We start from the raw sequence: 22,610 nt of genomic DNA, 5'->3' as shown, positions 1-22,610 counted from the left end.
CGGCAACGCTAGCGATTGCTGTAACGGCCATGCTTACCGTGTGCCGGCATGGCCTGGTTGCCCCGTGTGGCGATCATCTGTTGCAGCGTGATCAGTTCGATACCCAATTGCTTGAGCCGTGGAATCTGCCTTTCCAGCACCGCTAGCGTTTGCGGGTAGGGGTGGCCGATCAACACGGCCGAGCCTTGCTTGCGGGCCAGTGCAACACCCTGCTGCAGTTGAGTCTCGATGGCTTCCGGTGTGCGCACGTCATCCAGAAATACATCCCGCGACACATGCGCCACATCGTGCGCTTGAGCCTCGGCCGCGGCGACCGTGGCGGCACTGGTGCGGCTGTCGACGAAGAACAGTTGGCGCCGCTGTAGCTCGCCCATCAACCACGCCATGGGTTCACGCTGTGCGGTCATGCGGCTGCCCATGTGGTTGTTGATGCCGGCGGCGTAGGGCACCTTGACCAATGCTGCGTCCAGGCGCCGCGCCAGCTCTTCGATGGCGATGCCCGGGTGCCAGGCATAGGGCCCGGTGGCTGGGTCCATGGGCATGTGCAGGATCACCGTCTTGCCGGCCTTGTGTGCCTGGCGGGCAAAGTCGGTGGCATGCGGGGTGTCGGGCATGATCGCCATGGTTACCGGCCCGGGCAGGGCCAGGGTACGGCTGTCACGCTCGGTGCTCTGGCCCAGGTCGTCGATGATGATGCTCATGTAGGCCTTGTTGGCCGGCGCCGCTTGCGCGATTCCGGCCATCAGGCAAAACAACAGACACAGCAGATAACGCATAGGGTGGCTCAGTCGCCCTTGGTGATGTTCAGGCCCTTGAGCAGGCTCAGTGCCTGGCTCAGCTGGAAGTCGTCATCCTGCGGGCGTTCCTTGCGCTTGCTGCTGCCCGTCGGGCGGTCGGCGCCGCCGTTGCCGTTGCCCAGGTGGCCCTGCAGGTCGGCTTCCTTGAAGTTTTCGGTGTCGGCCTCGGCGGTGAGCTTGGCCTGGCGCACTTCGATGTCCGGGACGATGCCCTGGGCCTGGATCGAACGGCCGTTGGGGGTGTAGTACAGCGCAGTGGTGAGCTTCAGGGCGCGGTCGTTGGCCAGTGGCAGCACGGTCTGCACCGAGCCTTTGCCGAAGCTGTCGGTACCCATCAGTACGGCGCGCTTCTGGTCCTGCAGGGCGCCAGCGACAATTTCCGATGCCGATGCACTGCCACCGTTGATCAGCACCACCAACGGCACGCCTTCGCTGGCATTGGCCGGGTTGGCCGAGAAACGCAGCTCGGAGTTGGCGATGCGGCCCTTGGTGTAGACGATCAGGCCTTTGGTCAGGAAGTGGTCGGCCACTTCCACCGCCGACTGCAGCACGCCGCCTGGGTTGTTGCGCAGGTCCAGCACTACCCCGCGCAGCTTCTTGCCGTTGTCCTTGCGCAGCTTGGCCAGCGCCTTGCCCACTTCGTCACCGGTCTTGACCTGGAACTGGGTGATACGGATGTAGCCGTAATCGTTCTCCAGTAGCTGGCTCTTCACGCTCTTGACCTGAATGACCGCACGGGTCAGGTTCACGTCAAACGGGGTGCCACCGTCGCGCACCAAGGTCAGGGTGATTTTCTCGCCGACCTTGCCGCGCATCTTGTCGACCGCTTCGGTCATGGTCTGGCCGCGGGTCGGGGCGCCGTTGATCTTGACGATCAGGTCACCAGCCTGCACGCCGGCCCGCGAGGCCGGGGTGTCGTCGATTGGCGAGACCACCTTGATGAAGCCGTCTTCCTGGCCTACTTCAATGCCCAGCCCGCCGAACTCGCCGCTGGTGCTTTCCTGCAGTTCCTGGAAGTCCTCGGGGCCAAGATAGGCCGAGTGCGGGTCAAGGTTGCTAAGCATGCCCTTGATGGCGTTTTCCAGCAGGGTCTTGTCGTCTACCGGTTCGACATAGGCGGCCTTGATACGGTCCAGGACCTCGGCGAAGGTGCGCAGTTCTTCCAGCGGCAGTGGCGCCTTGGCGGTCACCTCGGTGGCTGGCACTGCGGCGGCCTTGGCCGGCTCTGCGGCGGTGGCCAGGGGCGCGCCTACCGCCAGGGCGATGGACAGGGCCAGCTGGGTGAGACGAGGCGAGTGCAGCATGTCGAACGAACTCCTGATCCTGTAAGCGCTCCCTGGGGAGCATCGGCGCAGCACTCAGGCTGCGCCGTAGAAATGTGACTAGCCTCGGCACCACTGCGAAGGGTCGGTAGGGCGGCCCTGCTGGCGGATAGCGAAGTACAAGCCTGCAGCTTCCTGGCCACCGCTGTTGCCAACGGTGGAAATGGCTTCACCGGCCTTGACGATGTCACCGGCATTCTTGAGCAGGCTCTGGTTGTGGCCGTACAGGCTCAGGTAACCGTTGCCATGGTCGAGAATGACCAGAAGCCCGGCGCCGCGCAACCAGTCCGCGAAAACCACGCGCCCGCCGTGCACGGCGCGTACCTGAGTGCCCGGGGTGGCGCTGATCATCACTCCGTCCCATTTGGCACGGGCGTCGCTGCCGCGGGCATCGCCGAAACGAGCCAGCAGTCGACCATTGACTGGCCATGGAAGTTTGCCCCGCGCAGCAGAAAATGCGCCGCCGTAGTTCGCACCATCGCTGGAAACCATCGGCCCGAGGGTGGTGCGGGCCTTTTTCGGCGGCTCCGCTGGCTCACGGGCCTGGTCGCGGGCAGCGGCGGCGGCCAGCGCTGCCTGCTTGCGGCGTTTTTCCGCTTCCTGCTGCGCCAGCAGGGCCTTCTTGCGCGCTTCTTCAGCTTCACGGGCCTGGCGGGCGAGGGTTTCCTCGATGGTCTTCAGGACCTTGGCCAGGTCGGCCTGGTCCTGTTCGCGCGCTTGTAGCTTTTGACCGCGGTCCTTTACATCGCTGTTGAGCTTGGCCAATACCTGCTGGCGCTTGGCGCGCTCGGTTTCCAGCGCCTGGCGGCGGCTGTCGAGGTCCGCGCGCTGGGCCAGCAGCTGTTGCTGCTGGCTGGAAATTTCCTGTTCGACGTTGGCCAGTTGGCGCAAGGTCTCGTTGAAGGTGCGCAATTGCTCCAGGCGCGCCTTGCTCAGGTAGTCGTAATAGGTGAGGGTGCGGGCGAATTTCTCGGGGTTCTGCTGGTTGAGCAGCAGCTTGAGGTATTCCTCGCGACCGTTGTTCTGGTAGGCCGAACGGGCCTGGATGGCGATCAGTCGTTGTTGTTCAACGCGGGCGCTCTGGAGTTTTTTTTTCTCGGTATCAAGGCGCTCCAGCTCGCCTTCAGTCTTTTTTAGTTCTTGCTGCAGGGCCTCCACCTGCTTTTCGAGGTTGCCGATGTCGGTTTCGGTGGTTTTGAGGTCCTTTTGCACACCGGCCTTTTCTTCCTGGAGCTTGCTCAGCGTTTTCTTGAGCTCGGCAATGTCCTGGCGGGTGGCATCCAGTTGCTGCTGGGTCTGCGCGCGCTCATCGGCGAAGGCCGGGCTGAGCAGGCAAGACAAGGCTAGGAGGATCAGGGCGCGAAGCATGGGGTTTGGCGTACCAAGGATGGAGACTGGCCTAGTATGCCCGCGTGGGCAGGCAAAAAAAACGCCTCGCTGCGGATGCAGGGGGGCGTTTGTCTGGAATTCATGGGCAATTGGGGCTGCAAGGCAGCCCCTCGTTGCCATTCAGGCGTCGACCAGAATCGAAGTACCGGTCATTTCCACCGGCTTTTCCAGCCCCAGCAGCTTCAGCATGGTCGGTGCCACGTCGGCCAGCACGCCGCCCTCACGCACTTTCACGTTGCGCTTGCCAACATAGATGAACGGTACCGGCTCGGTAGTGTGTGCAGTGTGCGCCTGGCCGGTGCACTCGTCCTCCATCTGCTCGACGTTGCCGTGGTCGGCGGTGATCAGCGCCTCGCCGCCGACCTTGTCCAGCGCGTCGACAATGCGGCCTACGCAGGTATCCAGCGCTTCGACGGCCTTGACTGCCGCTTCGAACACGCCGGTGTGGCCGACCATGTCACCGTTGGCGTAGTTGACCACGATGACGTCGAAGCGCTGCTGTTCGATGGCTTCGACGATGCGATCGGTCACCTCTGGTGCGCTCATTTCCGGTTGCAGGTCATAGGTGGCGACCTTCGGCGACGGGATCAGGATGCGTTCTTCGCCTTCGAACGGCTCTTCGCGGCCACCAGAGAAGAAGAAGGTGACGTGGGCATATTTCTCGGTTTCGGCGATGCGCAGCTGGGTCTTGCCGTTTTTCGCCAGGTATTCGCCCAGCACGTTGTTGAGGCTGGATGGCGCAAAGGCTGCTGGTGCCGGGATCTTCGCCGAATACTGGGTCAGGCCGATGTACGCCGCCATCTTTGGCAGGCGCGCACGGGCGAATTCCGTGAAGTCTGGCTCTACAAATGCACGCGACAGTTCGCGAGCACGGTCGGCGCGGAAGTTCATGAAGATCACGGCATCGCCATCTTCGACCTTGACGGCTTCGCCGATGCGCGTGGCCTTGACGAATTCGTCGCTCTCGTCGCGGGCGTAAGCTGCTTCAAGGCCTGCTTGGGCCGTGTCAGCGGTGTACTCGGCAGCGCTGTCGACGATCAGGTTGTAGGCGGCGCTGACACGGTCCCAGCGGTTGTCGCGGTCCATGGCGTAGTAGCGGCCGATCAGGCTGGCGATGCGGCCCTTGCCCAGCTTGGCGAAGGTGGCATCGAGCAGTTCGATGGACGACTGCGCGCTGCGTGGCGGGGTGTCGCGGCCATCGAGGAAGGCATGCAGGTAGATCTTTTCGGCGCCACGCTGGGCGGCCAATTCGGCCATGGCCACCAAGTGGTCCTGGTGGCTGTGTACGCCACCATCGGACAGCAGGCCGAGAATGTGCACGGCCTTGCCAGCACTGGCTGCCTTGTCCACAGCACCGGTCAGCACCGGGTTTTCGAAGAACTCGCCGTCGCGGATGGCCTTGGTCACCCGGGTGAAGTCCTGATAGACGACACGACCTGCGCCGAGGTTCATATGACCGACTTCGGAGTTGCCCATCTGCCCGTCCGGCAGGCCGACATCCATGCCCGAGCCGGAAATAAGGCCATGCGGCTGGGTGGCGCACAGGCGGTCATAGACCGGTTTATTGGCGGCAAAGATGGCATTGTGTTCGGGGATATCGCTATGGCCGAAGCCATCCAGGATAATCAGGACCAGGGGTTTGGGCGTGCTCGTCATCAATCAAACTCACGGTTGTTCAAAGATGATAAAGACACGCATTTTAGGGCAAATACGCCACCCGCGGCGAATATTCGTCCCATTCCACCGACCGGCGCACCTGTGCTAGCAACATGAAGGTGGTTTTGTGGCCGGCCCGTCGGGCTTTGGTGGCACCAAGGGGCTGTGTATACTGGCCGGCATTTTCAATCGCCTGGAACACCGCTGATGGTTGCTCACCTGATTCAATTCGCGACAGATCACTACATCCTGGTTGCGATCTTCCTCATTTTGCTGGTCCTGCTGCTTATCAATGAAATCCGTCGTGGTGGCCAGAGCCTGACTAACGGCCAACTGACAGCCATGGTCAATGCCGAGAAGGCCCTGGTGATCGACATTCGCCCGGCCAAGGAATACTCCGCTGGTCATATCGTCGGTGCGGTGAACATCCCGCAGGACAAACTGGCCAACCGCATGACCGAGTTGGGCAAACATAAAGAGAAGACCCTGATTGTCGTCGACGCGATGGGCCAGCAGTCCGGCACTATTTGCCGCGAGCTGCTCAAAGCTGGTTACAACGCCGCCAAACTGAGCGGTGGCGTTTCCAGCTGGAAAGCCGATAACCTGCCCCTGGTGAAGTGATATGAAGCCTGTCATCGTCTATTCCAGCGACTACTGCCCCTACTGCATGCGCGCCAAGTACCTGCTCGAGAGCAAGGGCGTGGCCTTCGAGGAAATCAAGGTCGACGGCAAGCCGCAGGTTCGCGCCGAGATGAGTCAGAAAGCCGGCCGTACGTCGGTGCCGCAGATCTGGATCGGCAGCACCCATGTCGGTGGATGCGATGACCTCTATGCCCTGGAGCGCGCCGGCAAGCTCGACGCGCTGCTGGCGGCCTGATTTGCACTGCATTCAAAAACATTAGGATAAGGATCTGACATGACTGACCAACAGACCAACGGCGCTGCAGCAGAAGACAACAGCCCTCAGTTCTCCCTGCAACGCATCTATGTGCGCGACCTGTCGTTCGAGGCCCCGAAAAGCCCGCAGATCTTCCGTCAGACCTGGGAGCCAAGTGTTGCCCTGGACCTGAACACCAAGCAGAAATCCCTGGAAGGCGACTTCCACGAGGTCGTGCTGACCCTGTCGGTTACCGTCAAGAACGGTGACGAAGTGGCTTTCATTGCTGAAGTGCAGCAGGCCGGTATCTTCCTGATCGCCAACCTCGATGCGCCTTCGATGAGCCACACCCTGGGTGCGTTCTGCCCTAACATCCTGTTCCCTTATGCCCGTGAGGCCCTGGATAGCCTGGTGACTCGCGGTTCGTTCCCGGCGCTGATGCTGTCGCCTGTCAACTTCGACGCCCTGTACGCGCAAGAAATGCAGCGTATGCAGGAAGCGGGTGAAGCGCCTACTGTGCAGTAATAACTGCCGGTATCAAGAAAGCGCCTCTCGGGGCGCTTTTTTTTTGCCTGTGCGGGCCTCTTCGCGGGTAACCCGCTGCTACAGGCGATCGCGCCGTTCCCTCGACCTGTGTAGGAGCGGGTTTACCCGCGAAAAGGCCGGCACAGGCGACACATCAGCTCCCGGCAAACCCGTTCTGCCGCCACGCCTCATACACCGTCACCGCCACGGTATTGGACAGGTTCAGGCTACGGCACCCCGGCCGCATCGGCAGGCGCAGGCGGTGTTCGGCCGGCAGGCTGTCCAGCACCTCGGCCGGCAGCCCGCGGCTCTCCGGCCCGAACAGGAAGGCGTCGCCCGGCTGGAAGGCCACTTCGTGGAACGGGTGCGAGCCCTTGGTGGTAAAGGCGAACAACCGTGGGTTGCCAAGGCTTTCCAGGCATCCGGCCAAGCTCTCGTGACGCTTGAGCGTGGCATACTCGTGGTAGTCCAGCCCTGCGCGGCGCAGGCGCTTGTCATCCAGTTCGAAGCTGATGGGTTCGATCAGGTGCAGGGCGCAGCCGCTGTTGGCGCATAGACGAATGATGTTGCCGGTATTCGGCGGAATTTCTGGTTGAAAAAGGATGACGTGAAACATGCACGGCTCCAAGCGTGAAGATGACGGGCATTCTACTCCTGAACCGGACGTGCGTTCGAAGGCCTTCCCACGGGTGATGCTGTCGTTGGCGATCGTCGGCTTGATGGTGGGGCTGATGATCGGTCGCCTGACTACGCCCGACGAGCGTGAGTTGCAACAGGTGCAGGTGATGCAGGATGGCCTGGAGCTTTGGTTCAACGAAGAGCCCAAGCTGCATGGCGAGAACGTGGAAGGGACGGTGGCGTTGCTGTTCCAGGCCCAGGGCAAGGCTCAGCAAGGGCAGCTTAGCCTGCAAGGCAAGCCGGTGAGCTGGCGGGTACAGCACACCAAGGAAGGTTTGTTGCTGACGGTGGTGGCCGCGCGCCCCCTGCACGGCGAATGGGCCGGTGCAGAGGACGCTGGGCGCTGGCGGGTGCAAGTGAAACTGCACGAATAAAAGAGGGGATATCCCGGCCTGCCTGTACCAGGGTCCCCAAAAGGGGTACTGCGTATAAAGGGGGGATGTCCCGGCCTGCCTGTACCGAGGTCCCCAAAACGGGCGGTGCTGCGTGTAAAAGAGGGGTTCACCCGGCCTGCCTGTACCAGGGCCCCCGAAACTGTAGATGTATTGCTTATTGCAGGGGGCGTGCCAGTTTTGCAAAAGCCGTGAATACTGGGCTTTGCGGGTGATTTGGCCGGATTTTAAGGGTATTTGTGCCTTCGAGAGGTGCAGCCGGCACAGGAACGGTGCATTCAGACGGCTGAAATGGCTGGGGCCGCTTTGCGCCCCATCGCGACACAAGGCCGCTCCCACAGGATCGTGGTAGGAGCGGGTTTACCCGCGAATACGATGGTGGCGGCAATGGTGAGCGGCAGGTGGAGATTGGCCAGCAGGCCCGGCCTCTTCGCGGGTGAACCCGCTCCTACGACGACCCCGATGTGTGTCCATCGCATCAGCCTTGGGGCAGAGGTGATCCCGTGGGAGCGGCCTTGTGTCGCGATGGGCTGCAAAGCAGCCCCAGCAATCTAGAAGGCTAATTCAGAGCTCAGTGGTCATCACCTTCCTCATCATCCCCACCAGCCACATTCATCCCCAATTCCTTGATCTTGCGCGTCAGGGTGTTACGCCCCCAGCCCAGCAACAGCGCGGCATCCCGCCGGCGTCCGGCGGTGTGCTTGAGTGCCGTCTCGATCATGATCCGTTCAAAGCTCGGCACTGCGCTGTCCAGCAGGTTGGTCTGCCCGCGCGCCAAGGCCTGGTCGGCCCACTGGCGCAGGGCCTGCTCCCAGTTGGTTACCGGCGCGGCGTCTTGTGGCAGGTTCAGCAGTTCTGGCGGCAGGTCACCGATCAGCACTTCGCGGCTGGAGGCCATCACGGTAATCCAGCGGCAAGTGTTCTCCATCTGCCGCACGTTGCCCGGCCATGGCAGGTTGCGGATGAACTCTTCAGTCTCCGGCTTGAGGATCTTCGGCTCGACTGCCAACTCCTGGGCGGCCCGGGCAAGGAAGTGGCGGGCGAGGGCGGGGATATCTTCGCGGCGGTCGGCCAGGCGCGGAATGTGGATACGGATGACATTAAGACGGTGGAACAAGTCTTCACGGAACTTGCCGGCCTGCACCAGTGATTCCAGGTTCTGGTGGGTGGCGGCGATGATGCGCACGTCGACCTTGACTGGCACGTGGCCGCCCACGCGGTAGAACTCGCCGTCGGCCAGCACGCGCAGCAGGCGGGTCTGGGTGTCGGCGGGCATGTCCCCGATTTCGTCGAGGAACAGCGTGCCGCCATCGGCCTGCTCGAAACGGCCCCGACGCAAGTTGGCAGCACCTGTGAAGGCGCCTTTCTCATGGCCGAACAGCTCCGACTCCATCAGATCCTTGGGGATGGCGGCCATGTTCAGGGCAATGAACGGCGATGCTGCGCGCGGGCTGTGTCGGTGCAGGGCGTGGGCCACCAGTTCTTTGCCGGTGCCGGACTCGCCGTTGATCAGCACGGTGATGTTGGAGTGGCTGAGGCGGCCGATGGCACGGAACACCTCCTGCATCGCCGGGGCTTCGCCAATGATTTCCGGGGTGCGCGCCAGGTTCTGTGGCACATCCAGGCCTTGCTGCTCCTGGGCGTGCTGGTTGGCGCGCTTGACCAGCGATACCGCTTCGTCGACATCGAATGGCTTGGGCAGGTACTCGAAGGCACCGCCCTGGTACGAGGCCACGGCGCTGTCCAGGTCGGAGTGGGCGGTCATGATGATGACCGGCAGGCGCGGGTGCTGCTCGCGGATCTGCGCCAGCAGGTCGAGGCCGCTGGTGCCAGGCATGCGGATGTCGGAAATGATCACGTCGGGTTGCTGGCGTGCCAAGCGCCCCATGACACCGTCTGCGCTGTCGAAGCTCTGGGTGGTCATGCCTTCCTGTTGCAGGGCTTTTTCCAGGACCCAGCGGATGGAGCGATCATCGTCGACGATCCAGACGGTTTCACTTCGGCTCATGAGGCGGTGGCTCCTTGTTCCAGAGGCAGGTAAATCGAGAAGGCGGTATGGCCTGCGTGGCTTTCACACTCGATCAGGCCCTGGTGCTGGCTGATGATGTTCTGGGTAATGGCCAGGCCCAGCCCGGTACCGTCCGGGCGACCACTGACCATGGGATAGAAGAGGGTGTCTTGCAGTTCCGGCGGGATGCCCGGGCCGTTGTCGATGATCTCTACCCGCGCTACCAGGCGGTGACGCACGTGGCCGATGGTGAACTGGCGCAGGGCGCGGCTGCGCAAGGTAATGCGACCCAGGCGCAGCTCATTCTGCGCGCTGATCGCCTGCATGGCGTTGCGCACGATGTTGAGTACGGCCTGAATCATCTGCTCTCGGTCGATCAGCACGTCCGGCAGGCTCGGGTCGTAATCGCGCACCAAAGTGATGCACCCCTGGCTTTCGGCATCGACCAGGCTACACACCCGCTCCAGCACTTCGTGAATATTGGTCATGGCCAGCGACGGCAGCTTGTTCGAGCCGAGCATGCGGTCGACCAGGTTACGCAAACGGTCAGCCTCTTCGATGATTACATTGGTGTAATCGCGCAGCCCTTCCTCGGGCAGTTCGCGGGCCAGTAGCTGGGCCGCTCCGCGGATGCCGCCAAGGGGGTTCTTGATTTCGTGGGCCAGGCCGCGTACCAGCATCTTGGTGGTTTCCTGCTTGCTCAGTTGGGCCTCTTCCTTGGTGATGCGCAGCAGCCGGTCCCGCGGATGCACTTCGAGCAACAGCAGGGTCTGGCCTTGATGCAGTATCGGCGTTACCGCGTAGTCGACAGTGATGGTCTGCCCGGTCAGCGATGTAAGCTGCGCTTCACGCTTGGTGAACGGGTGCGCCTGCTCGACCGCCTGGCGCAGCGAGCTGAGCGCCTCGGTCGATTCGGTGAACAGTTCGCTGATGAACTGCCCATGGCTGCGCTGGCCACTGACGGCCAGTAGCATTTCTGCGGCCGGATTCATGTACTCCAGGCGCAGCTCGGCGTTGAGCAGCAACGTGGCAGTGGTCAGGTTGTCCAGAAGCAGACGGTGCTGTGCATCGCTGATGGTCATAAGGCGTCGTTGACCTCTTTTGGCGCTTGCCTGGCACTGTTATGGCCAGGGCCGGACGCGGGGTGGATCCACTGATGCGAGACTCTTGATAAGAAAATGCAAGAAACAAACCAAAGCGCCGAAAAGAAGCGGAATTTGCCGAGAAAGGCCTGAAACTGCGCAAATTCGGACCAGAAAGTCTTGGTGAAACGTTTAATTTGAACCAGATTGGGGAGCAAATGAGGGCATGGTGTGAATTAGTGCACCAAGATAGAGCATAGCGTGACAGGCGGGGTTGCAGTGCTTCTGCTTGGTGCGCAGAAACGAAAACGGCCTCCCGGAGGAGGCCGTTGTGATCAGGTCATCGGCGCGAGGCGCCAATCAGATCAGCAGCTGTAGTACAGCTCGTATTCCAGCGGGTGTACGAAGGTGCGCACCTTGATTTCTTCTTCGCTCTTCAGCTCGATGAAGGCATCGATGAAGTCGTCGGAGAACACGCCGCCCTTGGTCAGGAACGCACGGCCTTTATCCAGCTCTTCCAGAGCTTCTTTCAGGCTGCCGCACACTTGCGGGATGTTCTTGGCTTCTTCTGGCGGCAGGTCGTACAGGTTCTTGTCGGCCGCGTCGCCTGGGTGGATCTTGTTCTGGATGCCGTCCAGGCCAGCCATCAGCAGGGCCGCGAAGGCCAGGTACGGGTTGGCCGATGGGTCCGGGAAGCGTGCTTCGATACGGCGGGCTTTCGGGCTGCCAACGTAAGGAATACGGATCGAGGCGGAGCGGTTGCGAGCCGAGTAGGCCAGCATTACCGGGGCTTCGAAGCCTGGAACCAGACGCTTGTAGGAGTTGGTCGACGGGTTGGTGAAGCCGTTCAGGGCCTTACCGTGCTTGATGATACCGCCGATGAAGTACAGGGCGGTGTCGGACAGGCCGGCATAGCCTTCACCCGAGAAGGTGTTCTTGCCGTCTTTCCAGATCGACATGTGCACGTGCATGCCCGAGCCGTTGTCGCCATACAGTGGCTTCGGCATGAAGGTGGCGGTACGGCCGTAAGCGTCGGCAACGTTGTGCACGACGTATTTCAGCGCCTGTACTTCGTCAGCCTTCTTCACCAGGGTGTTGAACTTGACGCCGATTTCGTTCTGGCCGGCAGTCGCCACTTCGTGGTGGTGAACTTCAACGGTCTGGCCCATTTCTTCCAGAGCGTTGCACATGGCAGTACGGATTTCGTGGTCGTGGTCGAACGGCGGAACCGGGAAGTAGCCACCTTTCACGCCTGGACGGTGGCCTTTGTTACCGCCTTCCACGTCAGCGCCGGTCATCCACGAGCCCTGCTCGGAGAAGATCTTGAACATCGAGCCGGAGATGTCCGACTGGAACTTCACTTCGTCGAAGATGAAGAACTCAGGCTCTGGGCCGGCGAATACGGTGTCACCGATGCCGGTGCTCTTCAGGTACTCTTCGGCGCGCTTGGCGATTGCACGTGGGTCACGATCGTAGCCCTGCATGCTCGACGGGTCGACGATGTCGCAGGTAATGATCAGGGTTGGCTCTTCGGTGAACGGATCCAGAACGGCGGTTTCGTCAACCGGCATCAGGATCATGTCGGAGGCTTCGATGCCTTTCCAGCCAGCGATGGAGGAACCGTCGAACATCTTGCCGACTTCGAAGAAGTCTTCGTCCAGCGCATCACGCGACGGCATGGTCACGTGGTGCTGAGTGCCTTTGGTGTCCGTGAAACGCAGATCAATCCACTTGACGTCATGATCTTTGATGAGTTGAACCGACTTCGACATGTTGTCCTCCGGATGGTCTAGAGCGCGGTGGGCCGCTGCCCTGGAAAAAGGGTGTTGCCGGGCGCGGATAGTCGGCCAAGCTTACCTGCCTCACAAGGGAGCAAATTGCATGCCAGTGCCCGAAAATGGCGAGGCTGGGATAAAAGGGGGCGTTTGCGGGCATTTGGCGTAGGGGTGGCGGGTAAAAGTGCACCCTTACGATGCGTTTTTTGATCATCTCGCACCAATAGGGTGCGTGGCATGAGTGGTGTGCCAGCTTCTAGGGCCTCTTCGCGGGTAAACCCGCTCCTACGGGCTTTGCACTGCTTGTAGGCGCGGGGGCACCCGCGAAAGGGCCGGAACAGGCACTGCAAAACCCGCTCTCTGCATTTATCTCAAAGCTTCTGATCAAAAGTTGGTCAAATCCTGAGCAATTTCCGATATAATTCGCGCCCCTCATTTTCGGCAGGCCCTGCGCGCGCTGTTAACCAATGAAACTTATCGTCAAAGTCTTCCCAGAAATCACCATCAAAAGCCGGCCGGTGCGCAAGCGCTTCATCCGCCAGCTTGGCAAGAACATCCGCAACGTGCTCAAGGATCTCGACCCTGAGCTCGCGGTCGATGGTGTCTGGGACAATCTCGAAGTGGTTACCCGCGTCGAAGACGAAAAAGTTCAGCGCGAGATGATCGAGCGCCTCACCTGCACGCCGGGTATCACCCACTTCCTGCAGGTCGAGGAATACCCGCTGGGTGACTTCGACGACATCGTCGCCAAGTGCAAGCACCACTTCGGCCACCTGCTGGCCGGCAAGCACTTCGCCGTGCGCTGCAAGCGCGGTGGCCACCATGACTTCACTTCGATGGACGTCGACCGTTACGTCGGCAGCCAGCTGCGCCAGCAGTGTGGCGCCGCCGGGATCGAGCTGAAGAAGCCTGAAGTGCTGGTGCGCATCGAAATCCGCGACCAGCGCCTGTACGTGATCCACAACCAGCACAATGGCATCGGCGGTTATCCGCTGGGTGCCCTGGAACAGACCCTGGTGCTGATGTCCGGTGGTTTCGACTCCACCGTTGCGGCCTACCAGATGATGCGCCGCGGCCTGATGACCCACTTCTGCTTCTTCAACCTCGGCGGCCGTGCCCATGAGCTGGGCGTGATGGAAGTGGCCCACTACCTGTGGAAGAAGTACGGCAGCAGCCAGCGTGTACTGTTCATCAGCGTGCCGTTCGAAGAAGTGGTTGGCGAAATCCTCAACAAGGTCGACAACAGCTACATGGGCGTGACCCTCAAGCGCATGATGCTGCGCGGCGCCGCCCATATGGCCGACCGCCTGCAGATCGACGCGCTGGTGACCGGCGAAGCGATTTCCCAGGTGTCCAGCCAGACCTTGCCGAACCTGTCGATCATCGACTCGGCCACCGACAAGCTGGTGCTGCGCCCGCTGCTGGCCAGCCACAAGCAGGACATCATCGACCAGGCCACCGAAATCGGCACCGCGGACTTTGCCAAGCACATGCCGGAATACTGCGGCGTGATCTCGGTAAACCCGACTACCCATGCCAAGCGTCACCGCATGGAGCACGAAGAAAAGCAGTTCGACATGGCCGTGCTGGAGCGCGCTCTTGAGCGCGCCAAGTTCATTTCCATCGACCATGTGATCGATGAGCTGGGCAAGGACATCGAAATCGAGGAAGTGGCCGAGGCGCTGCCTGGCCAGATCGTCATCGACATTCGCCACCCCGATGCCCAGGAAGACGAACCACTGGTGCTGGAAGGTATCGAGGTCCAGGCCATGCCGTTCTACGCCATCAACAGCAAGTTCAAGCACCTGGACCCTACGCGCCAGTACTTGCTGTATTGCGACAAGGGTGTGATGAGCCGTTTGCACGCACACCACCTGCTCAGTGAGGGACATGCCAATGTGCGTGTTTATCGTCCGACATAAGATGCCGGGGCTGTATGGCGGCAGTATTCGCCATCGCCCTCCCGACCGCCGGGCCCGCTGAGCCTTAAACAGTACATATTGGCCGCCTACACTGGGCGGCAACCGAATCCTCTGATCGAGATACACTTGTGATCGAAAATCTGCGTAACATCGCCATCATCGCCCACGTTGACCATGGTAAAACCACTCTGGTCGACAAACTCCTGCGTCAGTCCGGCACTCTGGAGCGTAACGAGCTCAACGACGAGCGCGTCATGGACTCCAACGACCAGGAAAAAGAGCGCGGTATTACCATTCTGGCGAAAAACACCGCCATCAACTGGAACGGCTACCACATCAACATCGTCGACACCCCCGGCCACGCCGACTTCGGTGGCGAGGTTGAGCGTGTAATGTCGATGGTCGACTCCGTGCTGCTGCTGGTCGACGCCCAGGACGGCCCGATGCCGCAAACCCGCTTCGTGACCAAGAAGGCCTTCGAAGCCGGCCTGAAGCCAATCGTCGTGATCAACAAGGTTGACCGCCCAGGCGCGCGGCCTGACTGGGTTCTGGACCAGATCTTCGACCTGTTCGACAACCTCGGTGCCACCGACGAACAGCTGGACTTCAAAGTGGTCTACGCCTCGGCCCTGAACGGCATTGCCGGCCTGGACCACACCGCCATGGGCGAAGACATGACCGCGCTGTACCAGTCGATCATCGACAACGTACCGGCTCCGTCTGTTGACCGCGAAGGCCCGTTCCAGATGCAGATCTCTGCACTGGACTACAACAGCTTCCTCGGCGTTATCGGTGTTGGCCGCATCGCCCGTGGTCGTGTCAAGCCGAACACCCCGGTTGTCGCCATCGACACCAACGGCAAGAAGCGTAACGGCCGTATCCTGAAGCTGATGGGTCACCACGGTCTGCACCGCGTTGACGTCGAAGAAGCCCAGGCTGGCGATATCGTCTGCATCAGCGGTTTCGATGAGCTGTTCATCTCCGACACCCTGTGCGCCCCGGATGCGGTAGAAGCGATGAAGCCGCTGACCGTTGACGAGCCGACCGTTTCGATGACCTTCCAGGTCAACGACTCGCCGTTCTGCGGTAAAGAAGGCAAGTTCGTCACCAGCCGTAACATCAAGGACCGTCTGGACAAGGAACTGCTGTACAACGTTGCCCTGCGCGTTCAGGAAACCGACTCCCCTGACAAGTTCAAGGTCTCGGGCCGTGGTGAGCTGCACCTGTCGGTGCTGATCGAAACCATGCGTCGTGAAGGCTTCGAAATGGCCGTGGGCCGTCCTGAAGTGATCATCCGCGAAGTCGACGGCGTCAAGCAGGAGCCGTTCGAGAACGTCACCATCGACATCCCTGAAGAATCCCAGGGCAAGGTCATGGAAGAAATGGGGCTGCGTAAAGGCGACCTGACCAACATGGTTCCGGATGGCAAGGGTCGTGTTCGTCTGGAGTACAACATTCCAGCCCGTGGTCTGATCGGTTTCCGTAACCAGTTCCTGACCCTGACCAACGGTGCAGGCATCCTGACCTCGATCTTCGATCGCTACGACACCATGAAGTCGGGCCAGATGTCCGGCCGCCTCAACGGCGTACTGGTTTCGGTCGAGACCGGCAAGGCACTGACCTACTCGCTGGAAACCCTGCAGGCTCGCGGCAAGCTGTTCGTTGAACACGGCCAAGAGATCTACAACGGTCAGATCATCGGCCTGAACAGCCGTGACAACGACCTGGGCGTGAACCCGACCAAAGGCAAGAAGCTCGACAACATGCGTGCTTCGGGCAAAGACGAAGTCATCGCCCTGGTGCCGCCAGTTCGCCACACCCTCGAGCAAGCCCTGGAGTTCATCCAGGACGACGAGCTGTGCGAAGTGACTCCTAAGTCGATCCGTCTGCGCAAGAAGATCCTGGACGAAGGCGAGCGTACCCGCGCAGCCAAGAAAGCCAAGAACTGAGTTAGCTCAGGCTGAATGAAAACGCCCCCGGTCGAAAGGCCGGGGGCGTTTTAGTTTGTCTGGGTTTTTTGTGCTGGTGGTACTGGCCTCTTCGCGGGTAAACCCGCTCAGGATTTCCACAAAGGTCAAGACCTCCACAGTACCTGTAGGAGCGGGTTTACCCGCGAAGAGGCCGGTGCAGGCAATAGATCAGCGCCCAACCACTTTGGGCTTGTAAGCACAATACCCCGGCCGCGGCCCGACCTTGGGGTGGTTGCGGCAGGTATCCGGGCGCTTGTCATAAATGGTGCACAGGCGGCTTTTACGATCCAGGTACATGCAGTCGTCGTTGCTCATCCGGGTCAGGGTGAAGATGCCCGACTTCTGGTTGAAGCGCTCGATGATGCCTTCTTTTTGCAGGCGTTTGGCCACGTTCTTGGGTGGTTCGTCTTTTTCGAACTCGTCGACCACGCCGATACGGATCAGATCCTTGATCTTCACCTCTACCGGCAGGGTGCAGCAGGTCGAATGGCAGCCGTGGCACATGTGGCTGGCGTAGCGCTGCCAAGTCTCCAGGCGGTCGACTTCGGCGGCGGCGATCAGGGTCGTTTTCATCTTTATAGGGTGGATCACGGTCTTGGGGCGCGCGATGATACCGGAATTGTTCAATTTATGAACAACCTTTTGCCGGAATCGCAGAGTGGGCATGAAAACTGCGAACCGTAACTGTCGCTCCCTGTCGAAGGGTCTAGTCTCATCACTCTCCCTCCGCTTTCGTCAACTTGCCCGAGGATGCCGCATGTCCCAGGAACCCAAAGCACGTGACGCCGAAGTCGCGGATTTTCGCACCGCTGTACTGAACAAGCTGACCTACGCGGTCGGCAAGGACCCCGAGCATGCCTTCGACCATGACTGGTTCGAGGCCATTGCCCTGGCTGCGCGCGATCACATGGTCGACCACTGGATGGATCACACCCGGCAGGCCTATCGGCGTAGCCAGAAACGGGTCTACTACCTTTCCCTGGAGTTTCTCATCGGGCGCTTGCTGTACGACAGCCTGAGCAACCTGGGCCTGCTGGACATCGCGCGCGATGCGCTGGAGGGGCTTGATGTGGACCTCGAGCGCATTCGCCTGCTCGAGCCGGATGCTGCGCTGGGCAATGGCGGCCTTGGCCGTCTGGCGGCTTGCTTCATGGAGAGCATGTCTACCTTGGGTATCGCTGCCCATGGCTACGGCATCCGCTACGAGCATGGGTTGTTCCGTCAGGCCGTGGTCGATGGTTGGCAGCAGGAACAGACCGAAAACTGGCTGGATTTCGGCAACCCCTGGGAGTTCGAGCGCGCCGAGGTGATCTACCCTATCAGTTTCGGCGGCAGTGTCGAAACGGTGCACGATGCAAGCGGTGCCCAGCGCCAGGTATGGTGGCCTGGCGAGACGGTGCGGGCGGTAGCCTACGACACGCCGGTGGTCGGCTGGCGCGGATCCAGCGTCAACACCCTGCGCCTGTGGCGTGCCCGTGCGCTGGAAGAGTTGCACCTGGAGCGCTTCAACGCCGGTGACCACTTGGGGGCGGTGGCTGAAGTGGCGCGTGCCGAGAGCATTTCGCGGGTACTCTACCCGGCCGACAGTACCGAGGCTGGTCAGGAGCTGCGCCTTCGCCAGGAGTACTTTTTCGTCTCGGCTTCGCTGCAGGACTTGCTGCGGCGCCACCTGAACATGCACAAGGACCTGCTCAACCTGCCCGATGCAGCGGCCATCCAGCTAAACGACACCCACCCTTCGATTGCGGTGGCGGAGTTGATGCGGTTGCTGGTGGACCAGCACGAAGTGCCTTGGGAAAAGGCCTGGGAGCTGACCGTCGGCACGCTCGCCTACACCAACCACACCCTGTTGCCAGAAGCCCTGGAAACCTGGCCGGTAGCGCTGATGGAACGCATGCTGCCGCGGCACATGCAGATCATCTACCTGATCAATGCCTACCATATCGATGCGTTGCGGGCCAAAGGCCTGCACGATTTCGACGTGCTGCGCGCGGTTTCGCTGATCGAGGAAGACAACGGCCGACGGGTGCGCATGGGCAACCTGGCGTTTCTTGGCTCGCACAGCGTCAACGGCGTGTCGGCGCTGCACAGCAAGTTGATGAAGAGCACGGTGTTCTCCGAGCTGCACAAGCTCTACCCGAAACGGATCAACAACAAGACCAACGGCATTACCTTCCGCCGCTGGTTGTACCAGTCCAACCCCCAGTTGACCGAGATGCTGGTCGAGGCACTTGGGCCGGAACTCAAGGACGACCCGCAGACGCGGCTGGCGGGCCTGGTGCCGTTCGCCGACAAAGCCGCTTTTCGCAAGCAGTTCGCTGCCCAGCGGCTGCACAGCAAGCGTGCCCTGGCCAGCATCATTCAGGATCGCATCGGTGTCACGGTCAACCCCGAGGCTCTATTCGATGTTCAGGTCAAACGCATTCACGAATACAAGCGCCAGTTGCTCAACCTGCTGCACACCGTTGCACTGTACCAGGCCATACGCAATGACCCTGGCACCAACTGGGTGCCACGGGTGAAGATCTTCGCTGGCAAGGCTGCGGCCAGTTACCACCAGGCCAAATTGATCATCAAACTGGCAAACGACATCGCCCGGGTGGTGAACAACGACCCGACGGTGCGCGGCCTGCTGAAGGTGGTATTCCTGCCCAACTACAACGTCAGCCTGGCCGAGAGCATCATCCCGGCGGCCGACCTTTCCGAGCAGATATCCACCGCAGGTTACGAAGCGTCCGGTACCAGCAACATGAAGTTCGGCCTCAATGGTGCGCTGACCATCGGCACTCTGGATGGCGCCAATGTGGAGATGTGCGAACAGGTGGGGGCTGACAACATGTTCATCTTTGGCCTGACCGCGCAGCAGGTTGAAACGCGCAAGCGTGCCGGTGACTTTGGTGCCAACGCCGCCATAGCCGCTTCCAACCGTTTGAGCGATGTGTTGCAGGCTATTCGCAGTGGTGTGTTCTCGCCCGACGACCCCTCTCGTTACACCGGGTTGATCGACGGCCTGGTGGCCTACGATCGCTTCCTGGTGTGCGCCGATTTCGATGCCTACTGGGATGCCCAGCGGCGGGTCGAGGATCTGTGGCACACGCCGCAGGAGTGGTGGCGCAAGGCGGTGCTCAATACCGCGCGGATGGGCTGGTTCTCGTCGGATCGGACTATCCGTGAGTATGCGACCGAGATCTGGAAGGCGCTGGATTGAGGTAGGCCTGTGCTGGCTTGTTCGCGGGTAGACCCGCTTCCTGCAGGGCTTTCATCAACCTGGGAGCGCGCGTGCCCGCGAATGGCCCCACAACCAGACCACCGGCCTGGCGCGCGCTGAACTACCGACCTATTGTGCCGTCTGAGAGCCGTGGCGAGTCTCATCACTCGCTAGCCTGTCACTCTCCCTGTAAACTGCGGGGGTTTTTCATCCCCCCCAATCCGTTCGGAGCCATACATGTCCCGCGTTACCCTGAGTCGCTATCTGATTGAGCAGACCCGCAGCAACAATACCCCTGCCGATCTGCGCTTCCTGATCGAAGTGGTAGCGCGTGCGTGCAAGGAAATCAGCCATCACGTGTCCAAGGGCGCCCTCGGTGGTGTGCTGGGCAGCATGGGCACTGAAAACGTGCAGGGCGAGGTCCAGAAGAAACTGGACGTGATTTCCAACGATATCCTGCTGGAAGCCAACGAGTGGGGCGGCCACCTGGCTGGCATGGCTTCCGAAGAAATGGACAACGCCTACCAGATCCCGGGCAGGTACCCGAAAGGCGCCTACCTGCTGGTCTTCGACCCGCTGGACGGTTCGTCGAACATCGATGTCAACGTGTCGGTCGGTACCATCTTCTCGGTTCTGCGTTGCCCTAACCAGTACCTGAGCCAGAACGAAAGCCTCAACGAAGAAGCGTTCCTGCAGCCAGGTACCGAGCAGGTTGCTGCCGGTTACGCCATCTACGGCCCGCAAACCATGCTGGTCCTGACCCTGGGCAATGGCGTCAAGGGCTTCACCCTGGATCGCGAACTGGGCAGCTTCGTGCTGACTCACGAAAACATCCGCGTACCGGAAACCACTGCCGAGTTCGCCATCAACATGTCCAACCAGCGCCACTGGGAAGCCCCGGTACAGCGCTATGTGGGCGAACTGCTGGCAGGCGAGACCGGCCCGCTGAAGAAGAACTACAACATGCGCTGGATCGCCTCGATGGTGGCCGACGTGCACCGCATCCTGACCCGTGGCGGCCTGTTCATGTACCCACGTGACGCCCGCGAACCAAGCAAGCCGGGCAAGCTGCGCCTGATGTACGAAGCCAACCCGATGTCGTTCATCATCGAACAGGCCGGCGGCGCTTCCACCAACGGTTACGATCGCATCCTCGACATCAAGCCAGAAAGCCTGCACCAGCGCGTGTCGGTGATTCTCGGCTCGAAGGAAGAGGTCGAGCGCGTCACCGCCTACCACAAGGAGTAAGTCATGCTCGCACCTTGGCAGCCGTTGCTGGAGTGGTGGTTCGGTTGGGGCACCAGTGCCCAGGCCGTGGCTGACGAGAAGAGCACGCTGTGGTTCGGCAAGCATCACGATGCCGACGCCTATGCGCTGTTTGGCGATCTCGTCGAGCACGCCCTGGCGGGTGGGCTCGAGGAGTGGCAGCAAAGTCCGCAGGGCTGGCTGGGCCTGCTGATTTTGCTGGACCAACTGCCACGCATGATCTACCGCGACACGCCGCGTGCCTTCGAGGGCGACCGGCGTGCCCAGGTGGTGGCCATGCAGGGCCTGCAGAAGGGCTGGGACTACCAGCTGCTGCCGATCCAGCGGGTGTTCGTGCTGCTGGTGCTGGAGCATGCCGAAGTGCTGGACTGGCAGAACCTGTGCGTGGAACGCTATCAAATGCTGCTGGACGAACAGCCCGAGGCCAACCGCCGGCTGTTCGAAGGCTTCCTCGACTATGCCGAGCAGCACCAGCGGGTAATTGCCCGGTTCGGGCGTTTCCCGCACCGCAACCTGGTGCTGGAGCGGCCGAGTACCAGTGAAGAGATGGACTTTTTGCTGGAGCCTGGGTCCAGGTTCTGACGCCCAGGAGGCCTGCTGTGCAGGCCATCGCGACGCAAGGCCGCTCCAACAGGGGCGGCCTTTTTATTGGGCGTATGACTAATGCTTTGTGATTAATCGCACAGTAGTGGCCATCCGACCAATGGTGTAGGGGCAAGGGGGGTGGGGCAGGGAACCTGGGAGGGATTTTCACGTCGAAGGTCACTGCAGGCCACTCGCCTGTATCATCTTTCAGGAGTGTCCCTTCATGTCGTTGCGTTCCCTCGCCCTGTTGTCGCTGTGCGTCGTTCTGACTGCCTGCAGCAAGATCAACCAGGAAAACTATTCCAAGATCAAGGCCGGTATGAGCAAGGCCGAGGTCGAGCAGTTGCTCGGCACGCCGACCGAGTGTTCTGGCGCGTTGGGCATGAGCAGCTGCACCTGGGGGGACGAGAAGAGCTTCATCAGCGTGCAGTACGCAGCTGACAAGGTGCTGATGTACTCCGGGCAGGGTCTCAAATGAGGCGTGCGTACCTGCTGATGGGGGTATGCCTGGCGTTGCTGCTGGGCGGTTGTGCAGGTTCCTCGCACGACCCGCTGGCACCTAAAACCGCCGGCCATGTCGACCTCAAGCGCTACCAGGGCAAATGGTACGAGCTGGCGCGCCTGCCCATGCGCTACCAGGAAGGCTGCGAGCAGTCCGAGGCGCATTACAACCTCAAGCCTGATGGCAGTTATGGCGTGCTCAACCGCTGCCGCACCATGGGTGATGAATGGCTGCGCGCCGAAGGGCATGCGAATATCCAGGAGCCGGGGCACACCGACAAGCTTTGGGTCGAGTTCGATAACTGGTTCACCAAGCTGGTGCCAGGCGTGGCGCGGGGTGAGTACTGGATTCTTTATGTGGACGACCACTACCGTACGGCCATCGTCGGCAGCCCGGACCGCAAATACCTTTGGATTCTGTCGCGCACGCCGACACTGCCGGCCTGGGAGCGCGAGAACTTGCTGTCCAGGGCGCGGCAGCAGGGGTATGACACCAGCCGCTTGATCTGGCGGGCGTCCGATCAGCAAATAGTAAAGATGCACTGAGTTTTTTAGGGTTGCGTGGCAACCCTTCGCGGGCAAGCCCGCTCCCACAGGTTCTGCGCTGAACCCTGGGCTACCCCCAAGACGCTTTGTGGGGCAGTCCACCAACCTGTG

General features: G+C 61.1%; 20 protein-coding genes. 11 read left to right on the top strand and 9 right to left on the bottom strand.

All coding sequences use genetic code 11. The features are described 5' to 3' along the window. Positions 1-8: 8 nt before the first annotated feature. The 4 genes from ACF8RA_RS10705 to gpmI all read right to left on the bottom strand — a co-directional run bounded on the left by ACF8RA_RS10705 (position 9) and on the right by gpmI (position 5,164). On the bottom strand, positions 9-776 hold the full coding sequence (locus ACF8RA_RS10705; protein ID WP_392514402.1) for a divergent polysaccharide deacetylase family protein: 768 nt from the start codon (positions 774-776) through the stop codon (positions 9-11). Between the two features lie 8 nt (positions 777-784). Next, positions 785-2,101, bottom strand: coding sequence for a S41 family peptidase (locus ACF8RA_RS10700; protein ID WP_176684804.1), 1,317 nt, complete (start codon positions 2,099-2,101; stop codon positions 785-787). A 78-nt stretch (positions 2,102-2,179) separates the two neighbouring features. Further along, positions 2,180-3,487, bottom strand: a complete 1,308-nt coding sequence (locus ACF8RA_RS10695) for a murein hydrolase activator EnvC family protein (RefSeq protein WP_392460887.1) — start codon at positions 3,485-3,487, stop codon at positions 2,180-2,182. Between the two features lie 141 nt (positions 3,488-3,628). Continuing rightward, a complete protein-coding gene (gene gpmI, locus ACF8RA_RS10690; protein WP_176684806.1) occupies positions 3,629-5,164 on the bottom strand; it encodes a 2,3-bisphosphoglycerate-independent phosphoglycerate mutase in 1,536 nt (511 codons plus the stop codon). A 207-nt stretch (positions 5,165-5,371) separates the two neighbouring features. Here gpmI and ACF8RA_RS10685 point away from each other — a divergent pair, with 207 nt between their 5' ends. The 3 genes from ACF8RA_RS10685 to secB are packed head-to-tail and all read left to right on the top strand — an operon-like array spanning position 5,372 to position 6,566. Continuing rightward, positions 5,372-5,785, top strand: coding sequence for a rhodanese-like domain-containing protein (locus tag ACF8RA_RS10685; RefSeq protein ID WP_176684807.1), 414 nt, complete (start codon positions 5,372-5,374; stop codon positions 5,783-5,785). Between the two features lies 1 nt (position 5,786). Beyond that, positions 5,787-6,041, top strand: a complete 255-nt coding sequence (grxC, locus tag ACF8RA_RS10680; protein WP_003249204.1) for a glutaredoxin 3 — start codon at positions 5,787-5,789, stop codon at positions 6,039-6,041. Between the two features lie 39 nt (positions 6,042-6,080). Continuing rightward, positions 6,081-6,566: a protein-export chaperone SecB gene (secB, locus tag ACF8RA_RS10675; protein WP_003249206.1), complete on the top strand. Its 486-nt coding sequence runs from the start codon at positions 6,081-6,083 to the stop codon at positions 6,564-6,566. 154 nt (positions 6,567-6,720) lie between these two features. Here secB and trmL read toward each other — a convergent pair whose 3' ends face one another. After that, the gene (gene trmL, locus ACF8RA_RS10670) at positions 6,721-7,182 is read right to left on the bottom strand and encodes a tRNA (uridine(34)/cytosine(34)/5-carboxymethylaminomethyluridine(34)-2'-O)-methyltransferase TrmL (RefSeq protein ID WP_003249209.1); all 462 of its coding nucleotides are present in this window, start codon (positions 7,180-7,182) and stop codon (positions 6,721-6,723) included. On the opposite strand from trmL, the gene ACF8RA_RS10665 reads away from it, so the two are divergent. After that, the gene (locus tag ACF8RA_RS10665; RefSeq protein ID WP_176684808.1) at positions 7,181-7,618 is read left to right on the top strand and encodes a hypothetical protein; all 438 of its coding nucleotides are present in this window, start codon (positions 7,181-7,183) and stop codon (positions 7,616-7,618) included. The two genes, trmL and ACF8RA_RS10665, sit on opposite strands and share 2 nt — an antisense overlap. Positions 7,619-8,207: 589 nt before the next feature. On the opposite strand, the gene ntrC is transcribed toward ACF8RA_RS10665, so the two are convergent. From ntrC to glnA, 3 genes are all read right to left on the bottom strand, one after another. Continuing rightward, positions 8,208-9,644, bottom strand: a complete 1,437-nt coding sequence (gene ntrC / locus ACF8RA_RS10660) for a nitrogen regulation protein NR(I) (RefSeq protein WP_176684809.1) — start codon at positions 9,642-9,644, stop codon at positions 8,208-8,210. Continuing rightward, positions 9,641-10,726: a nitrogen regulation protein NR(II) gene (gene glnL / locus ACF8RA_RS10655; RefSeq protein WP_209969488.1), complete on the bottom strand. Its 1,086-nt coding sequence runs from the start codon at positions 10,724-10,726 to the stop codon at positions 9,641-9,643. Before glnL ends, ntrC begins: the two co-directional genes overlap by 4 nt. A gap of 365 nt (positions 10,727-11,091) precedes the next feature. Continuing rightward, positions 11,092-12,498 (bottom strand): type I glutamate--ammonia ligase, encoded by a 1,407-nt coding sequence (gene glnA / locus ACF8RA_RS10650; RefSeq protein WP_021783715.1) that lies wholly within the window; start codon positions 12,496-12,498, stop codon positions 11,092-11,094. A 470-nt stretch (positions 12,499-12,968) separates the two neighbouring features. On the opposite strand from glnA, the gene thiI reads away from it, so the two are divergent. Both thiI and typA read left to right on the top strand, forming a co-directional pair. Further along, entirely contained in the window at positions 12,969-14,423 is a 1,455-nt protein-coding gene (gene thiI, locus ACF8RA_RS10645) for a tRNA uracil 4-sulfurtransferase ThiI (RefSeq protein ID WP_003249221.1), read from the top strand. 128 nt (positions 14,424-14,551) lie between these two features. Continuing rightward, the gene (gene typA / locus ACF8RA_RS10640) at positions 14,552-16,372 is read left to right on the top strand and encodes a translational GTPase TypA (protein WP_021783717.1); all 1,821 of its coding nucleotides are present in this window, start codon (positions 14,552-14,554) and stop codon (positions 16,370-16,372) included. A gap of 189 nt (positions 16,373-16,561) precedes the next feature. Here typA and ACF8RA_RS10635 read toward each other — a convergent pair whose 3' ends face one another. Then, positions 16,562-16,966, bottom strand: coding sequence for a YkgJ family cysteine cluster protein (locus ACF8RA_RS10635; protein WP_049870388.1), 405 nt, complete (start codon positions 16,964-16,966; stop codon positions 16,562-16,564). Positions 16,967-17,150: 184 nt separating this feature from the next. On the opposite strand from ACF8RA_RS10635, the gene ACF8RA_RS10630 reads away from it, so the two are divergent. From ACF8RA_RS10630 to ACF8RA_RS10610, 5 genes are all read left to right on the top strand, one after another. Next, the gene (locus ACF8RA_RS10630; RefSeq protein ID WP_392519152.1) at positions 17,151-19,601 is read left to right on the top strand and encodes a glycogen/starch/alpha-glucan phosphorylase; all 2,451 of its coding nucleotides are present in this window, start codon (positions 17,151-17,153) and stop codon (positions 19,599-19,601) included. A 237-nt stretch (positions 19,602-19,838) separates the two neighbouring features. Further along, positions 19,839-20,849 carry a class 1 fructose-bisphosphatase gene (locus ACF8RA_RS10625; RefSeq protein WP_176684813.1) on the top strand — a complete coding sequence of 337 codons (1,011 nt, stop codon included), beginning with the start codon at positions 19,839-19,841 and terminating at the stop codon, positions 20,847-20,849. 3 nt (positions 20,850-20,852) lie between these two features. Then, positions 20,853-21,449, top strand: coding sequence for a DUF924 family protein (locus ACF8RA_RS10620; RefSeq protein WP_176684814.1), 597 nt, complete (start codon positions 20,853-20,855; stop codon positions 21,447-21,449). 226 nt (positions 21,450-21,675) lie between these two features. Next, a complete protein-coding gene (gene bamE, locus ACF8RA_RS10615; RefSeq protein ID WP_009681214.1) occupies positions 21,676-21,930 on the top strand; it encodes an outer membrane protein assembly factor BamE in 255 nt (84 codons plus the stop codon). Further along, positions 21,927-22,499, top strand: coding sequence for a lipocalin family protein (locus ACF8RA_RS10610; RefSeq protein ID WP_176684815.1), 573 nt, complete (start codon positions 21,927-21,929; stop codon positions 22,497-22,499). The genes bamE and ACF8RA_RS10610 overlap by 4 nt, the downstream gene beginning before the upstream one ends. Positions 22,500-22,610: the final 111 nt, after the last annotated feature.

Origin of the sequence: Pseudomonas sp. FYR_5 (genome assembly GCF_043106315.1) — a bacterium.
GTDB lineage: Bacteria > Pseudomonadota > Gammaproteobacteria > Pseudomonadales > Pseudomonadaceae > Aquipseudomonas > Aquipseudomonas putida_Y.
This window is presented reverse-complemented; position numbering and strand designations above follow the sequence as displayed.

Bases quoted from the DNA above. Each gene is read 5' to 3' on its own strand.
- ACF8RA_RS10635 (WP_049870388.1), bottom strand. From the start codon at position 16,966: ATGAAAACGACCCTGATCGCCGCCGCCGAAGTCGACCGCCTGGAGACT.
- ACF8RA_RS10705 (WP_392514402.1), bottom strand. From the start codon at position 776: ATGCGTTATCTGCTGTGTCTGTTGTTTTGCCTGATGGCCGGAATCGCG.
- gpmI (WP_176684806.1), bottom strand. From the start codon at position 5,164: ATGACGAGCACGCCCAAACCCCTGGTCCTGATTATCCTGGATGGCTTC.
- secB (WP_003249206.1), top strand. From the start codon at position 6,081: ATGACTGACCAACAGACCAACGGCGCTGCAGCAGAAGACAACAGCCCT.
- grxC (WP_003249204.1), top strand. From the start codon at position 5,787: ATGAAGCCTGTCATCGTCTATTCCAGCGACTACTGCCCCTACTGCATG.
- thiI (WP_003249221.1), top strand. From the start codon at position 12,969: ATGAAACTTATCGTCAAAGTCTTCCCAGAAATCACCATCAAAAGCCGG.
- ACF8RA_RS10685 (WP_176684807.1), top strand. From the start codon at position 5,372: ATGGTTGCTCACCTGATTCAATTCGCGACAGATCACTACATCCTGGTT.
- glnL (WP_209969488.1), bottom strand. From the start codon at position 10,726: ATGACCATCAGCGATGCACAGCACCGTCTGCTTCTGGACAACCTGACC.
- ACF8RA_RS10625 (WP_176684813.1), top strand. From the start codon at position 19,839: ATGTCCCGCGTTACCCTGAGTCGCTATCTGATTGAGCAGACCCGCAGC.
- glnA (WP_021783715.1), bottom strand. From the start codon at position 12,498: ATGTCGAAGTCGGTTCAACTCATCAAAGATCATGACGTCAAGTGGATT.
- ACF8RA_RS10630 (WP_392519152.1), top strand. From the start codon at position 17,151: ATGTCCCAGGAACCCAAAGCACGTGACGCCGAAGTCGCGGATTTTCGC.
- ACF8RA_RS10700 (WP_176684804.1), bottom strand. From the start codon at position 2,101: ATGCTGCACTCGCCTCGTCTCACCCAGCTGGCCCTGTCCATCGCCCTG.
- ACF8RA_RS10665 (WP_176684808.1), top strand. From the start codon at position 7,181: ATGCACGGCTCCAAGCGTGAAGATGACGGGCATTCTACTCCTGAACCG.
- ACF8RA_RS10695 (WP_392460887.1), bottom strand. From the start codon at position 3,487: ATGCTTCGCGCCCTGATCCTCCTAGCCTTGTCTTGCCTGCTCAGCCCG.
- ACF8RA_RS10620 (WP_176684814.1), top strand. From the start codon at position 20,853: ATGCTCGCACCTTGGCAGCCGTTGCTGGAGTGGTGGTTCGGTTGGGGC.
- trmL (WP_003249209.1), bottom strand. From the start codon at position 7,182: ATGTTTCACGTCATCCTTTTTCAACCAGAAATTCCGCCGAATACCGGC.
- ntrC (WP_176684809.1), bottom strand. From the start codon at position 9,644: ATGAGCCGAAGTGAAACCGTCTGGATCGTCGACGATGATCGCTCCATC.
- bamE (WP_009681214.1), top strand. From the start codon at position 21,676: ATGTCGTTGCGTTCCCTCGCCCTGTTGTCGCTGTGCGTCGTTCTGACT.
- ACF8RA_RS10610 (WP_176684815.1), top strand. From the start codon at position 21,927: ATGAGGCGTGCGTACCTGCTGATGGGGGTATGCCTGGCGTTGCTGCTG.